The sequence below is a fragment of the Novosphingobium sp. 32-60-15 genome, from assembly GCF_002280675.1.
Taxonomy (GTDB): Bacteria; Pseudomonadota; Alphaproteobacteria; order Sphingomonadales; family Sphingomonadaceae; genus Novosphingobium.
This window is the reverse complement of record NZ_NCEN01000024.1, coordinates 24,577-38,368: the sequence shown is the minus strand read 5'-3', so window position 1 is coordinate 38,368 and position 13,792 is coordinate 24,577. Positions and strand designations below refer to the sequence as shown.

Annotated in this window: 13 protein-coding genes and 1 tRNA gene; 7 read left to right on the top strand and 7 right to left on the bottom strand. The window is 58.2% G+C overall.

Translation table 11 applies throughout. From position 1 onward, the window contains the following. Positions 1-21: 21 nt before the first annotated feature. Positions 22-315, bottom strand: a complete 294-nt coding sequence (locus B7Y89_RS15290) for a hypothetical protein (RefSeq protein ID WP_292939379.1) — start codon at positions 313-315, stop codon at positions 22-24. On the opposite strand from B7Y89_RS15290, the gene B7Y89_RS15285 reads away from it, so the two are divergent. Beyond that, the gene (locus B7Y89_RS15285) at positions 253-1,215 is read left to right on the top strand and encodes a hypothetical protein (RefSeq protein ID WP_292939377.1); all 963 of its coding nucleotides are present in this window, start codon (positions 253-255) and stop codon (positions 1,213-1,215) included. The two genes, B7Y89_RS15290 and B7Y89_RS15285, sit on opposite strands and share 63 nt — an antisense overlap. A gap of 134 nt (positions 1,216-1,349) precedes the next feature. After that, complete coding sequence (locus B7Y89_RS15280) at positions 1,350-1,838, top strand: hypothetical protein (protein WP_292939371.1); 489 nt, start codon at positions 1,350-1,352, stop codon at positions 1,836-1,838. A 298-nt stretch (positions 1,839-2,136) separates the two neighbouring features. On the opposite strand, the gene B7Y89_RS15275 is transcribed toward B7Y89_RS15280, so the two are convergent. The 4 genes from B7Y89_RS15275 to B7Y89_RS15260 form a co-directional block, all read right to left on the bottom strand. After that, positions 2,137-2,210, bottom strand: a tRNA-Cys gene (locus B7Y89_RS15275). 74 nt (positions 2,211-2,284) lie between these two features. Further along, the gene (locus B7Y89_RS15270; RefSeq protein ID WP_292939369.1) at positions 2,285-3,670 is read right to left on the bottom strand and encodes an RNB domain-containing ribonuclease; all 1,386 of its coding nucleotides are present in this window, start codon (positions 3,668-3,670) and stop codon (positions 2,285-2,287) included. After that, positions 3,667-4,482 carry a crotonase/enoyl-CoA hydratase family protein gene (locus tag B7Y89_RS15265; protein WP_292939367.1) on the bottom strand — a complete coding sequence of 272 codons (816 nt, stop codon included), beginning with the start codon at positions 4,480-4,482 and terminating at the stop codon, positions 3,667-3,669. The genes B7Y89_RS15270 and B7Y89_RS15265 overlap by 4 nt, the downstream gene beginning before the upstream one ends. Before the next feature lie 100 nt (positions 4,483-4,582). Next, positions 4,583-5,782, bottom strand: a complete 1,200-nt coding sequence (locus tag B7Y89_RS15260; protein WP_292939365.1) for an LL-diaminopimelate aminotransferase — start codon at positions 5,780-5,782, stop codon at positions 4,583-4,585. A gap of 163 nt (positions 5,783-5,945) precedes the next feature. On the opposite strand from B7Y89_RS15260, the gene phaC reads away from it, so the two are divergent. From phaC to clpS, 3 genes are all read left to right on the top strand, one after another. Continuing rightward, positions 5,946-7,820, top strand: coding sequence for a class I poly(R)-hydroxyalkanoic acid synthase (gene phaC, locus B7Y89_RS15255; RefSeq protein ID WP_292939363.1), 1,875 nt, complete (start codon positions 5,946-5,948; stop codon positions 7,818-7,820). 309 nt (positions 7,821-8,129) lie between these two features. Then, positions 8,130-9,020, top strand: coding sequence for a TIGR01841 family phasin (gene phaP, locus B7Y89_RS15250; RefSeq protein WP_292939361.1), 891 nt, complete (start codon positions 8,130-8,132; stop codon positions 9,018-9,020). A 214-nt stretch (positions 9,021-9,234) separates the two neighbouring features. After that, positions 9,235-9,627, top strand: a complete 393-nt coding sequence (clpS, locus tag B7Y89_RS15245; RefSeq protein WP_292939375.1) for an ATP-dependent Clp protease adapter ClpS — start codon at positions 9,235-9,237, stop codon at positions 9,625-9,627. 24 nt (positions 9,628-9,651) lie between these two features. Here clpS and B7Y89_RS15240 read toward each other — a convergent pair whose 3' ends face one another. Beyond that, positions 9,652-10,095, bottom strand: coding sequence for a hypothetical protein (locus B7Y89_RS15240; RefSeq protein WP_292939359.1), 444 nt, complete (start codon positions 10,093-10,095; stop codon positions 9,652-9,654). A gap of 211 nt (positions 10,096-10,306) precedes the next feature. Between B7Y89_RS15240 and lptF the strand changes: the two genes are divergently transcribed. Beyond that, complete coding sequence (gene lptF, locus B7Y89_RS15235; protein WP_292939357.1) at positions 10,307-11,551, top strand: LPS export ABC transporter permease LptF; 1,245 nt, start codon at positions 10,307-10,309, stop codon at positions 11,549-11,551. Next, a complete protein-coding gene (gene lptG / locus B7Y89_RS15230) occupies positions 11,541-12,641 on the top strand; it encodes an LPS export ABC transporter permease LptG (RefSeq protein WP_292939355.1) in 1,101 nt (366 codons plus the stop codon). Before lptF ends, lptG begins: the two co-directional genes overlap by 11 nt. A 4-nt stretch (positions 12,642-12,645) precedes the next feature. On the opposite strand, the gene B7Y89_RS15225 is transcribed toward lptG, so the two are convergent. Then, positions 12,646-13,740 carry a fatty acid desaturase gene (locus tag B7Y89_RS15225; RefSeq protein WP_292939353.1) on the bottom strand — a complete coding sequence of 365 codons (1,095 nt, stop codon included), beginning with the start codon at positions 13,738-13,740 and terminating at the stop codon, positions 12,646-12,648. Between the last annotated feature and the right edge of the window lie 52 nt (positions 13,741-13,792).

The window sequence follows — 13,792 nt, the reverse complement described above, 5'->3', positions numbered from 1 at the left end:
GCGCGAAATCCGCGCCCGCCATCAACCCAGCGCCACGCCGCCAGGTGGTTCCCTTTTGCACGCCGATAGTGGGTCCCGTTTGGACGCCGATTGACAGTGGAAGCGCTGAAAAACCCGCGCCATGCCTATCGCCAAGTGCTGGACGATGCTTTCACAGGCAGGGTCCGCATTTTCGACATTGGTGATTTCCAGCAGATTACCCCGCATGACATCAAGGGAAATTGCTGTGTAATCGTTGGAACGATCCAGACGTTGCGGGTCGAGAACACTGAAGGCAGGAAGGTCTATTCCCACAACGAAAACCTTGAGCCGCACTTTAGCGCAGTGCCGAAGAAATCGCCGGGGCTGGAATTGATCGAAGACGACAAGGTCGGGGCGGGAACCATCAAGTTTTCACTCGCCAACCTGCTGCACCTTCATCGTCCGTTGATGATCGTGGACGAAGCGCACAAAGCCGTGACGGGTTTATCTCAGACTATGCAGCAGCGCGTAAACCCTTCAGCCATAATCGAATTTACCGCAACACCGCAACGCCAGTCGAACCTGCTTCATTCAGTAACCGCCCAGGAACTGAAAGACGCGGAAATGATCAAGTTGCCAGTCATGCTGGCAGAGCATCCCACATGGCAGCAAGCAGTGGATGGAGCAATCAGCAAGCGGCAGGAACTGGCTGACATTGCTACGCGCGACACCAAATACATTCGCCCAATCGTGCTGTTTCAAGCGCAAGACCGTGGGCAAGTGGCGACCGTTGATGTTCTGAAGGACTACCTCATTGAGCAGGGCATAGCCGAAAAGCGCATTGCCATTGCCACGGGTGATCAGCGCGAATTGGATGACGTAAACCTGTTTGACCCTGCTTGCGATGTGGACTTCATCATAACGGTGGAGGCCCTGAAGGAGGGATGGGACTGCTCATTCGCTTACGTCTTTTGCTCTTTGGCCAACATTCATAGCTCTACGGACGTTGAGCAACTTTTGGGCCGTGTGCTGCGTATGCCTTACGCTACAAGGCGATCTGACGAACGGCTAAACCGCGCCTATGCGCACCTTGCGTCACCTCGCTTTTCGGAAGCAGCAATGGCCCTAAAGGACCGCATGGTCGCAATGGGTTGGGGTTGGCGTTGCTGCTCACAACAATGCACCTGTCCTATTCACGACACAGGAAATGCTGCGAAGAAGGACGAAAGGGTCTTCCTTCTCATCCGCAACTGACTTCCACTTTCAGGGTCAGCCAAGGAAGCTGAGGCTTTGGGACGAAGAAATCCTGCCAAGTGATGGCGTTGTCATATCCTTGGACAAACTCCGTGCAACGTACCTATCCGGCTCAGGCGTATAGGGCGCTTACAATGGCCGCGTCTGGCTTGCCGTTGACGGAAAGCGACAGCTTAGACCATGCTGCGACAAGACGGGGAGAGCAAAGCCATCACTTACTTCAAGCTCTATGCCGTGCTTCCGTTCGCAAGTCTTCATCCGGTGAAGCGGGTGCTTGCCGTGCCTTCCTCATCACATCGGTCGGGGAAATCGATGATGTGCTTCAGACCAACTTTCCGGGCCTAACGGTCCTACCTTGGCAAGCAGTCGCGCCAGCAGGGTATGTTTCGCAGGCGATGGACTACTTGGACCGCTTATTCAGTGACCCCGCTGTTGTGAATATCAGGAAGAAGGATTTGCGGACTGCACTTGGCATGAGCAAGGCCAGCAACCTGTCACGCGATGTTCTCGAAAAGGATGTCTTTCAGCATTTCATAGCGGACGCTGGACTTGAAATTGCTGCGAGGGGAATATGTCGGTCGGTCTCTCGCTTTGACCCAATCGAAGACGCAGGTGCTGGCTAGTAGCTGGGTCCGACAGGGGACTTTTAAACACAAAGCCGGTCGCAATTCGCTTCGCTTACCCTCATTCAGGCTCGTTTCGTACTGAACGCAACAGACGGGTCTGGTTTAAGCGGTGCCTATTTGTGGAAATAGCATGTTTTCGCAGGACACGATTCGAAACCCCTTCAGAAGCTCCAAATCTTACTCTCTGGACCAATGGACTTGAGGGTCTAATCCCCCCACGTAACATTATGTCCCCCACATCGTCCCCCACAAGGACTAAGGGTCATTGTCATTTGCCGTAAGTGTCTGAAGTTGCTGGAGGCCCGAGCCGGAATCGAACCGGCGTAAACGGATTTGCAATCCGGTGCGTAACCACTCCGCCATCGGGCCTCGATCGCAGGTGCTGCGTGGTCCGGCGCGGTTAGCCCGAAGCGCGGCTGGCCGCAAGTGGTTCTTGCAAGCGATCAGTCTGCGGGCGCGAACGACAGGCGGCGCGCGGCGATGTCGGCGGCTTCGAGGCGCAATGCTAGGCGTTGTCCGGGGGCCGCGCCGGGGATTTTGGCGCGGGTGACGACCGGCAGATCGACCAGTTGGACGCGCGCTGATTCGCCATCTGTATCGGTGACGCAAGCCGCAAAGCGTTCACCCTCGCGACCGTGGAGCATGACGGTTTCGGCAAGGTCGATCACGGCGCGATCAATCTGGCCGGAGGTGGCGCTGGCTTTGGCCATGACGGCGGGCAGGCGGCGGAATGCGTCTTCAACGGCATCGGGAACCGGCTGGCCGTTCATCACCGCCAATGTGGCGCGGATGACATAGCGGTCTGCCAGCCTGCGTAGCGGCGCTGTGGCATGGGCATATGTGGCAGCAATCGCTTCATGCCAAGGGGTGACGCCGGGAATCCACGGCGCATAGCCCGCGCCGTTGCCCGCACGGCGAATGGCCAGCATGAAAGCGGCGTGATGGGCATTTTCAGGATCGAGCGTACGCTCCAGCGATTTGAGGTCCATGCCTTCGGGCCAATGCAGGCCAAGCCCCGCAGCGGTTGAGCGCAGCCGCGACAGCGCTTTGGCGCTGGGGCCTGCCATAACGCGGAACAGGCCGGTGCCCGCCTGTTGCAGCGCAGCGGCAATGGCGAGATTGGCCGAGAGCGAAAGGGCTGCATTGTGCTTTTCGGAGGCATGCAGCGGGCGGAATGCAAGGCCATAGCGCCCCGCCCCCAAAGCTTCGACTTCCTGTTCTGGAGGATCGACCCGAACCGCGCCGCGCGCAGCCTCGGCCATGTCCATCCGCGCGGCAAAGTTGGCGAAGGCGGGTGGGAGTTCAGCATCTGTGACGCGGTCATAAGCCAGCTTGGCGCGGCTTTGGATGAGCGCACGTTCGGCACCTTCGAGCGTTGCCATCCCATCGGTCGCTAGGCGGACGGTGAAGATGACGGCGGGGCGCGGTCCATCCGGCAAGAGGCTGGCGGCACGTTCGGACAGGACCTGCGGATAAAGGCCTGCCTTGCCATCGGGCAGGTACACGGTTTCACCGCGCTTCCACGCTTCGGCATCCACGGCGTCCCCATCATCGACGAACCACGATACGTCGGCGATGGCATAGAACAGGATCAGATCGTGGCCGGATTGTTCAATCCAGAACGCCTGATCAAGATCGGTGGAACTGGCCGGATCGAGCGTGACGAACGGAATGGCGGTACGATCCACATGGTCTGTCAACCCGCGCGAGGCCGCCAATTCGGCAGCGGCGATGACGTGCGGCGGGAAGCCTTCGGGCACCTGATACTGGGCGCGAATGGCCGCAAGGCCCGCTGTCAGCGCGCCGTGCGGATCGTGGATAGCCTTCATGGATCAACGAATTCCGGCGCGCGCTTTTCCATGCCTGCGCGGACGGCTTCGATCTGGTTTCTGGAATACATCAGTTCGTGCTGGGCCTTGGATTCGGCCATCAGCACATCTTCAACGTCCATATCGGGCGTGCGGTTGGACAGCATTTTGGCACCGCGCACTGCCGTAGGGCTGTTGCCCGCGATGGTCTGGGCCAAGGCTATTGCTGCGGCCAGCGGATCTGTGCTGACGTGCGTGGCAAAGCCCAAGCGGACGGCTTCTTCGCCGGTGAATTCGCGGTGCGTATAGGTCAATTCGCGCAGGACATCATCGCGCACATTGCCGCGCCACAGGACATAGCCCGCCATATCGGGGACAAGGCCCCACTTTACTTCCATGACTGCCAGCCGCGCATCGGGCGCGATGAAGCGGATGTCTGCGCCGCTGGCGACTTGCAAGCCGCCGCCGAAACACACGCCATGTACGGCAGCGATGACGGGCATCGGCAGATTGCGCCAGACCATGGCCGCCTGTTGCGGGCGATTGGCCTTGCCATGGGTACGATCAATCAGATTGCCGCCCTCACCCCAACGATCCGTGTCGGCCATGCTGGCAAGATCAAGCCCAGCGCAGAACGAACGCCCCGCCCCCGACAGGACAACGCAGCGCACGCCCTTGGCATTATGGAGGTGGTGACCGGCTGCGATGATCGCTTCGAACATGGCATCATCGAGCGCATTCATCTTGTCCGCGCGATCAAGCAGAACATGCGCGACGTGATCGGCAATCGTGATGGTCACGCGATCATGGAAGTTCTGGCTTGCATTGGTCATGGCTGGCATCCGATGCTTATGAGTTATCAAACCCTATCGTGCCCACCCCCAACCCCTCCCCCCTTCGACAAGCTCAGGATGAAGGGGGAGGAGCTTTTGTTCAGGCTGCGGAGGAATTGACGCCCATCGATTGCAGATAGCGTTTGATGTTGCGTGCGGCCTGACGCAGGCGCTGTTCGTTTTCCACCATGGCGATGCGGACATAGCCTTCGCCATCTTCGCCATAACCGACGCCTGCGGCCACGGCGACTTCGGCGTGGGTCAGCAATTGCTTGGAAAATTCGAGGCTGCCCAGATGCTTGAGCGCGGGCGGCAGTGGTGCCCATGCGAACATCGATGCCTTGGGGCTGGGGATTTCCCAACCGGCGCGGGTGAACGCTTCGACCATCACATCGCGGCGTTTCTGATAGAGTTCGCGGTTCTTGGCCACGATATCCTGCGGGCCGTTGAGTGCTGCGCAAGCCGCCGCCTGAATGGGGGTAAACGCGCCATAATCGAGGTAGGATTTGACCCGCTTCAACGCCGCGATCAGGCGCGGATTGCCGACAGCAAAACCGACGCGCCAACCGGCCATAGAAAACGTCTTGGACATCGAGGTAAATTCGACCGCGATATCCTTGGCGCCGGGCACTTCGAGGATCGAGCGGGTGGGGTTGCCATCAAAATAGAGTTCGGAATAGGCAAGGTCGGACAGGACCCAGACCTTGTTTTCCTTGGCCCACGCCACCAGCCGTTCATAGAACGCAAGATCAACCGTTTCGGCGGTGGGGTTTGATGGATAATTGACGATCAGCACTGACGGGCGCGGGACCGAATACTTCATCGCGCGATCAAGCGAATCCCAATAGCGTTCATCCGGCGTGGTCGGGACCGAGCGGATCGTGGCGCCTGCGATGATGAAGCCGAAGGTGTGGATGGGATAGCTGGGGTTTGGCGCGAGCACCACATCGCCCGGCGCGGTGATCGCCGTGGCAAGGCTGGCGAGGCCTTCCTTGGACCCCATCGTCATCACGACTTCGGTTTCGGGATCAAGTTCCACGTTGAAACGGCGGCCGTAGTAATTGGCCTGCGCCTTGCGAACGCCGGGAATGCCGGATGATGCCGAATAGCCATGTGCATCGGGCTTGCGCGCGACTTCGCACAGCTTGTCGATCACGTGGGCTGGCGGCGGCAGATCGGGGTTGCCCATGCCAAGGTCGATGATGTCCCTACCGGCGGCGCGCGCTTCGGCCCGCATCGCATTGACTTCGGCGATCACGTAGGGCGGCAGGCGCTTCATGCGGTAGAATTCTTCGTCCACGGATGTTTACTCGTATGGATAGGCGCGGCAGGAGCGCCGCAATTTATGCCCTTACGCCAAATGACAACGCGTGGAAACCTTGCTCTCGTTTAGAAGCAAGAGGGCTAACAAGCTGTCACATCGTGTGTATAGATGAAGCGCAAACAACGGCAGGGAACCTGACATGACAGACAAGACGATCACGGATTCGGTCGTTTTCGAAGACCTGTTCCGCCAGCAGGGTGAAGCGATGCGCGCGATGTTCGCGCCGCTGATGCCGACAGGCGCGCCAAGCGCGGTTTCCGATCCTGCCGATATGCAACACTGGGCGATGTCTGCGGCCAAGCTTCAGAAAATGTGGCTCGATTTTGGCGCCGAGCAATCTGTCCATGTCGAGCCGATGCTGGCGCAGATGGGCGACATCGGCAAATGGACGCAGACGTTCATGCAAATGGCCGGGCAATTGCCGATTGCGCAGGCAGAAACCCAGATGCGCTTGTGGAACGAGGGCATGGCGCTGTGGACTTCCCTGTTGGGGCAGTATTCCGGCGGCGCTTTGGCTGGCGACAAGCCGGCACCCGAACTGCCGCGAAAAGACCGGCGCTTTGCCGACAAGCGATGGCAGGAACAACCTGCCTTTGCGCTGCTGCATCAAACGTATCTGTTCCTGTCCGAAAAGCTGCAACAAATGGCGCAGGACGCGCAAGGACTGCCGCCTGAACGCAAAGAGCAGCTGATCTTTGCGACCAAAGTCGTCACAGACGCGCTTTCGCCTGCCAACTTCCCCTTCACCAACCCAGTGGTGATTGAACGCACGATGGCGACCAAAGGCGAGAATCTGGTCAAGGGCGCTGAACATCTGCTGAGCGATCTGCGCAAAGGGCAACTGACGCACACCGATCCGCTGGCGTTTGAACTGGGCCGCAACATTGCGATGACGCCCGGTAAAGTGGTGCATGAGACGCCGCTGTTCCAGTTGATCCAGTACACGCCGACCACCGATGAAGTGTTCGAGACCCCGCTGTTGATATTCCCGCCGTGGATCAACCGCTTTTACATCCTTGACCTGAACCCTCAGAAAAGCTTCGTCCGCTGGGCTGTGGCACAGGGCCTGAGCGTGTTTGTGGTTTCATGGAAATCCGCCGATGCGTCGATGGCCGATGTGATGTGGGATGATTACATCCGCGCGCAGATTGAAGCGATTGACCATGTGCGCGACCGTTTGAAGGTGCCCGCAGTCCATGCCATCGGCTATTGCGTGGCCGGGACCACGCTGGCGGCAACATTGGCCATCCTGGCACGACGCGACGAGGCTGACAAAGTCGCCAGCGCGACGTTCTTTACCGCCCAGGTGGATTTCGAAGCTTCGGGCGACTTGCGCAATTTCATCGATGATTCGCAGCTCAAGATGCTCCAGAATCTTTCGAACGACGGTTATCTGGATGGGCGGATCATGGCTGCAACCTTTAACACGTTGCGCGGGTCTGATCTGATCTGGAATTACGTGGTCAACAATTACATGTTGGGTGAGGAATACCCGGCATTCGACTTGCTGCACTGGAATGGGGACACCACCAACCTTCCCGCCAAATGGCACATGTCCTATCTTTGCGATCTCTATCGCGACAATCGCCTTGTCGTTCCCGATTCACTGGAGGCAGACGGAACTCCGATCGACCTGCGCCGCATTGCAATACCGTGCTATATCCAGGCAGGGCGTGAAGACCATATTGCACCGCCGCAAAGCGTGTGGAAACTGACCCAGCTTTTGTCCGGTGACTGGCGCTTTGTCCTGGCCGGATCAGGCCATATTGCAGGCGTGGTCAACCCGCCTGAATCGGGCAAGTATCAATACTGGCTCAATCCCAAAAACCCTTCCACGCTTGAACACTTTATCGAAGGTGCAGTGGAGACAAAAGGCAGCTGGTGGCCGGACTGGATCGAATGGATCGCCGGACAGGCGCCAGGCAAAGTTGCAGCAAAGGGCAAGCGCCGGCCTGGTGGCAAAGGTGATAGCGTGATCGAAGATGCGCCGGGTCGTTACGTCCGGACACGCTAGAGCCAGATGACGTTAGATTGCACCGCCGGGATTGCGTCAGGAAGTTCCTTGGCATGGAGCGTTGCGCAGGTCGGGCTGGTTGCCCGGACAAGCAACGCGACGCTGTCCGGGGGGCCTCCTGATGCAACCGCAAAGCGGCGGGCCGCTTTTGGCCCATCACAGCGGTGCAATCTAACGTCATCTGGCTCTAAACTTCAGAGCAACTCTTTGCCTTGTTTCAGAAATGGTGCAGTGCACAATTTTTCTTGACAATTCCCATCGGCGGCCTATTTTGTGCAGTGCAGCAAGAGTGGTGCTAACCCCGTTGGGATGGCTTCACGATTGAAAGCAGGAGTTGCCAAGATGGTCGATAAAGTGATGGACAGCGTGAACGAGACTTCCCCTGCGGTGGAACCCATTAGCGCGTTGCCAGAAGTTGCGACAATCGAGCCAGCCGCTGTGGCCGATCCGGCGCCGGTTGCGCCCGTAAAGGATGCGCCGGTCAAAGCTGACAAAGTGAAAGCAAAGGTCGCCGCTCCGGTAAAAGCACCCGTCCAGCCGGCTGTAGCGATTGTTGAACCAGCCAAGTTGGTAAAGGCGCCCAAGCAGCGCGCAAAGCCAGCCAAAGCCATTACTAAGGCCCCGATTGCGAAGTTGCCAAAAACGGCAGCGGCTGCGCCGGTGGCTGCGGTGAAGCCCGCAAGCAAGCGTCCTTCCACCGCCATTCCCCGGGCTAAGACGCCCAGCGTGAAAACATTTGTCGGCAGCGCAACCGCTCCGGCAGCAAGGAAGGAACTGTTCGCTATGATGACTTCACCAAACGAAATCACCACCAAGATGCAAACCGCATTCAAGGACGCCCAGGAAAAGGCCAAGACCGCTTTGGGCGATGCCGGTTCGTTCACCAAGGGCAACGTTGAAGCCATGGTTGAATCGAGCAAGATCCTTGCTTCGGGCCTTCAGGACATGACCAAGGGTTATGTCGAAGAAACCAAGAGCTCGTTTGAGACCATGACTGCTGACGTCAAGGATCTCGTCTCGGTCAAGTCGCCGACCGAATTCTTCGAAAAGCAGTCGGCTCTGATGCGCAAGAACTTCGACGCGGCTGTTGCAGCCAGCTCGAAGAACAGCGAAGCCATGCTGAAGCTTGTCAACGAAGCTTTCCAGCCTATTTCGACCCGCGTCAGCCTTGCGGTCGAAAAGATCAAGACTGCGGCGTAATCGCTTAGCAAATCCGTCAAGCAGGCCCGGGAGCAGCAATGTTCCTGCCGATTTGACGAAGAGTTGATAAAGCGGACCGGACGGCTTGGCCATCCGGTCCGTTTTTCATTCTGACATATTTCGAGCAACCTTCCCCGCAGTACCTCTTGTCGTAAACGGTAAGGAATGCGATATTAGTTTGACCATGTGCATGCCTCGCCTCGCCAAACCGGACATGTCCGTCGCTCCCCGCTGTGCCGAGGACGTTCCACGCTGCGTCGAAGACGTTCCACGCTGCGTCGAAGACGATGATTCACGTGGACCGGGCCGAAACGATCAGGTCGGTATTGCGGTCAAAACCCGCGCCAAACCGAAAAAGCCCAGCCAGTTTAAAGTGCTGATGCTCAACGATGATTACACCCCGATGGAGTTCGTGGTGATGGTCTTGAAGCGCTTTTTCCATATGGATCTGGAACAGGCGACACGCGTGATGTTGCATGTGCACCAGCGTGGTGTGGGCGTTTGTGGTATTTTTCCGTATGAAATTGCCGAAACCAAAGTGAATCAAGTGATGGACTTCGCACGGCAGAACCAGCATCCGCTCCAATGCACGCTTGAAAAAGCCTGAATTCGGTCGCCTGAAACTATCGCATTAATGGGTGAGCGCACCCTTTGCTTCGGCTGCTTGCCGAGCAAACGCACGCAGCAGCGCAGCAAGCCAAGCCATCGCCAGACTTTGCGCTTCCCGTGAATGAGCGCCCGCGCTTCCTTCCAGAACAACCTGGGCTACGAAAGTGCCGTTCTGCAGGCGACCGCCGCTGAAAGTGGAAGTGCGCGGCATGAGCGCGATGGCAGCGCTTTCAAATGCACCGGAATCAACCAGCATGGCAATCCACTGGCCTGCAATCTGCTTGCGTGAACCTTGCGGCGATGTGCCAAAATCGGTGATTTCATGCAGGACGCGGTCAAAGCCGGCGCGCTGCTCTGATGGATCCAGCTTTTCGCACCATTGCGCCAGATCGTTATACGCTTGCTGATCTGGTTCAGCCTTGTCTGCCGCGGTCCACCATGCACCACCTGATTGCTTATTGGACATGTCCAAAACTCCAATTCCGGGAGTTTAACCCTACGCTTAAATATAAACTGCATCCATAACTTTCGATATGGCATTCGGGATATGGGCGCTTTTCCCTTCCCCGATCACGGCGATACGGCTAGTCCCCTTGAAATGTGCCGTTCATGCTCATGGTGGCAGGTCTGGTGCAGCACCACTTCGATTTCAGCATTCTGGTTGACCGCGCTCTCACGTGAAACTGTTTACCGCCACTGATCGCTATATTGCTCGGCTCGTATTCGTGCCGATGTTGTCGGTGTTTGTCCTCGCAGCGTCGCTGCTGGTGCTCGACAAGATGCTCAAGCTGTTCGACTTTGTGGCAACGCAAGGCGGGCCGGTCAGCGTCGTGTTCAAAATGCTGGCCAACCTGCTGCCCGAATATGCCAGTCTGGCGATTCCGCTGGGGCTGCTGCTGGGCATCCTGTTTGCTTTCCGCAAGCTGGCGATGAGTTCCGAGCTTGACGTGATGCGCGCCGTGGGCCTGTCCTATACCCGGTTGCTGCGCGTGCCGTACATGTTCGCGATTGTGCTGGCTGCGCTGAATTTGTTGATCGTCAGCTATCTCCAGCCGCTGTCGCGCTATTATTATGAGCAGCTGCAGTTTGAATTGCGTTCCGGCGCGCTGGGCGCTTCGATCCGGGTGGGTGAATTCAATTCATTACAGGACCGCACCGCACTGCGGGTTGATTCCAGCCGCGATGAGGGCCGCGATTTGCGCGGAATTTTTGCGCGCATTCAAACGAGCGATAGCCAAGTCTTGGTCATTTCGGCGCGCGAAGGCCGCTTTTTTGCCAACCGCGAAAGCCCCGATACGGTGATCCTGCGGCTGACCGATGGCCAGATCGTGCAGGATGGGCCAAACATCACATCGCCCCGCGTCCTCAGCTTTGCCAGCCACGATTTGCCGATCGATTTGCCCAAGATCGAGCAATTCCGCCAGCGCGGCGATGCCGACAAGGAATACTTCCTGCCCGAACTTTTGAGGATCGGCTGGAACGACAGCTATTCCCAAGAATTGCGCAACCAGACCAGAGCAAGCCTGAATTACAGGCTGGTCGAGGTGGTCATGATGTTCCTGCTGCCATTGCTGGCGGTGGCGCTGGCCGTGCCGCCAAAGCGTTCGACATCGGCGCTTGGGGTGTTTCTATCGATCATTCTGGTGGTGGCCTATCACAAGGTCAATCAATACGGACAGGATGTTGCCGCGCTGGGCAAGGTTGATCCGGTTATGGCGCTGTGGGGACCGTTTGCGATATTTGCCGCGCTGATTGTGTGGATGTATTGGCGCATTGCCTATGTGCCGGGCGGACAGCCGATTGGCGCGTTGGAAACCGGCTTTGCCAAGATTTCACGAACATTGCGCAAACTGTTTGAACGCAAACAGTTGCGCGATGAACCGGTCCCGGCTGAAGGCGACGAGGCACCGCATGCAGTTTGAATTCTTCCCGTCGCGCACGCTTGCGGTTTACATCGGCAAGATGTTTGCGGTGCGCATCGTGGCGGTGCTGCTGATGCTGGTACTGATCTTGCAAATGCTCGACCTGCTGAGCGAAAGCGGCAAAGTCATGGCGGCTGCGGGCAATGGGCAGGGTGAACTCCTGACTTATGTATCGCTGCGGATGCCGCAGCTTGTCAGCCGGTTTCTGCCCTATTCGGTGTTGCTGGCCACGATCATCACGCTGATGACGCTGAACCAGAATAGCGAAGTGGTGGCAATGAAAGCGGCAGGGCTTTCCGCGCATCAGGTTCTGGCACCGCTGTTTCTGGTGGCCGCCGTAACGTCGGCGGTGACGTTTGCTTTCAACGAACGCGTGGTCACGCGGTCAAGCGCGACGCTGAAGGCCTGGCAGAATGTCCAGTACGGGCCGATCCCCAAAGAATCGGCTGTAAAAACAAATGTCTGGCTGCAAGACGGGCCGAACATCCTGTTTGCGCGGACGGTGGCGGGCGATGGCAACGCCATGCGGATGACCGGAGTCAGCTGGTATCGCCGCGATCCGACCGGCATGGTCACCGAGATTGTCACCACTCCGGCCGCCAGTTTCGCCAATCCGGGCTGGCGTTTCAGCAAGCCGGTCATGTTCGATGTGCAAAGCGCGCGCAAAACGGCTGCAACAGCCGATCAGGTCTACGCCAAATCGGTGGAGCCGGTGCAAGTGGCGATCAGCAAGGTCGATGCTGATGCGCAACCGCTATCCGAATTGAACGGATCAATCGTCGCAATCCGCGAAGCCGGGTTTCGCACAACCGAGCTTGAGGGCAAATGGTGGCACAAGCTTTCAGGGCCTTTATCGGCGTTGCTGATGCCGCTTCTGGGCGCGGTTGCGGCATTCGGTCTGGCGCGTTCCGGCCATCTTTTCATACGCGCGGTGACGGGCATGGGTCTGGGCTTTGCCTATTTCGTGTTTGACAATGCCGCGCTGGCCATGGGCAATTTCGGGGCCTATCCGCCGTTCCTTGCCGCTTGGGCACCGTTCCTGCTGTTCTTCCTGATCGGCGAAACCGTGCTGATCCGCACCGAGGAATGACGCGTTAGCGCGGCAACATCGTGCTGCGCGCCAAACGCCCGACCAATGGCAGCAAGCCATGGTAATTCGATTTTTGATAGGTTGAAGACAGCCCGAGGTGCGCCGTAATGCGGCGGTGCGCCTCATCCAATGAATGATACGGCATGGATGGCAGCAAGTGGTGCAGCGCGTGGTAGCGCAGGCCCACAGGGGCCCACAACGGGGCCAGCAGCGCAGGCGGCGGAACATTGACCGAATCAAGATACTGGCCGGTCACGGTCATCGCTTCGCCCTCGTTCTCCCACAGATGTGCAACCAGCGTGCGGATCTGGTTGAGCAAAGCGGTGAGCGATACCACCGCAAGGCCAATCATGAGCGGCCGCCACGAATGCGTGGCGCTCCACCCGAGCAGGAATAGTGCCCAGCTTGATGCGCCGAATTCTTGCCAGAAGACCATCTGTGCAAAATCACCCTCGGGCGCGCGGCGACGGAATTCGGGGTTGATCGATAGCGACGAGGCCCGTTCCCACACCAGCTTGCGCAACGGCGGGATGATTACGCCCAACGGCACCAGCACTGCCGAACGGATCAACAGCCCGACCGGCAATAGCAACGCGGTCAGGGTAAAGACCGGCAATGACCAAGGCTTCATCAAGGCCAGCGGCAGATATTCAGGGTCTTCCGCCGTGCCATAGCGCGTGCGCGCGTGGTGGAGCGTATGGACGCCTTCGTACATCAACGACGGTATCAACATTGGAATGCCGACCAGCAGGTTCCACGCAAAGCGAAAACCGGGCAATGCGGTTTTGTGGATGTGCGTCAATTCATGGATGAACAGCAGCGCGCGATAGAACGCCAGCGCCGAAACAATGCCCGCAAGCACAGCGAATAGGGGATTTTCCAGCAGGATCGCAGCGGCCAGCGTGGCATAGCCAAGCACGGCCGAAACGAGCATGTCGGGCCAATAGATTGCAGGGCGCGCTGTGGCGATATCGCGCGTGAGTTCGACCGCCGCACGCAGCATCTCTTTGTCATCAGGCGTACCGGCAAGCCCTTTTGGCAAGACGGGTTGTGCCGGTGCCGCAGAGCGGGGGCCGTTGAGAGTATCAGTCGCGATCATGCCGTGCAGTTCCAGTTTTACTCTTTTGACACAGCTTTTGCCGGTCAATTGT

Coding starts and splice junctions, on each gene's coding strand:
- B7Y89_RS15280 (WP_292939371.1), top strand. CDS start 1,350: ATGGCCGCGTCTGGCTTGCCGTTGACGGAAAGCGACAGCTTAGACCAT.
- B7Y89_RS15270 (WP_292939369.1), bottom strand. CDS start 3,670: ATGAAGGCTATCCACGATCCGCACGGCGCGCTGACAGCGGGCCTTGCG.
- B7Y89_RS15265 (WP_292939367.1), bottom strand. CDS start 4,482: ATGACCAATGCAAGCCAGAACTTCCATGATCGCGTGACCATCACGATT.
- phaC (WP_292939363.1), top strand. CDS start 5,946: ATGACAGACAAGACGATCACGGATTCGGTCGTTTTCGAAGACCTGTTC.
- phaP (WP_292939361.1), top strand. CDS start 8,130: ATGGCTTCACGATTGAAAGCAGGAGTTGCCAAGATGGTCGATAAAGTG.
- clpS (WP_292939375.1), top strand. CDS start 9,235: ATGTCCGTCGCTCCCCGCTGTGCCGAGGACGTTCCACGCTGCGTCGAA.
- B7Y89_RS15240 (WP_292939359.1), bottom strand. CDS start 10,095: ATGTCCAATAAGCAATCAGGTGGTGCATGGTGGACCGCGGCAGACAAG.
- lptG (WP_292939355.1), top strand. CDS start 11,541: ATGCAGTTTGAATTCTTCCCGTCGCGCACGCTTGCGGTTTACATCGGC.
- B7Y89_RS15225 (WP_292939353.1), bottom strand. CDS start 13,740: ATGATCGCGACTGATACTCTCAACGGCCCCCGCTCTGCGGCACCGGCA.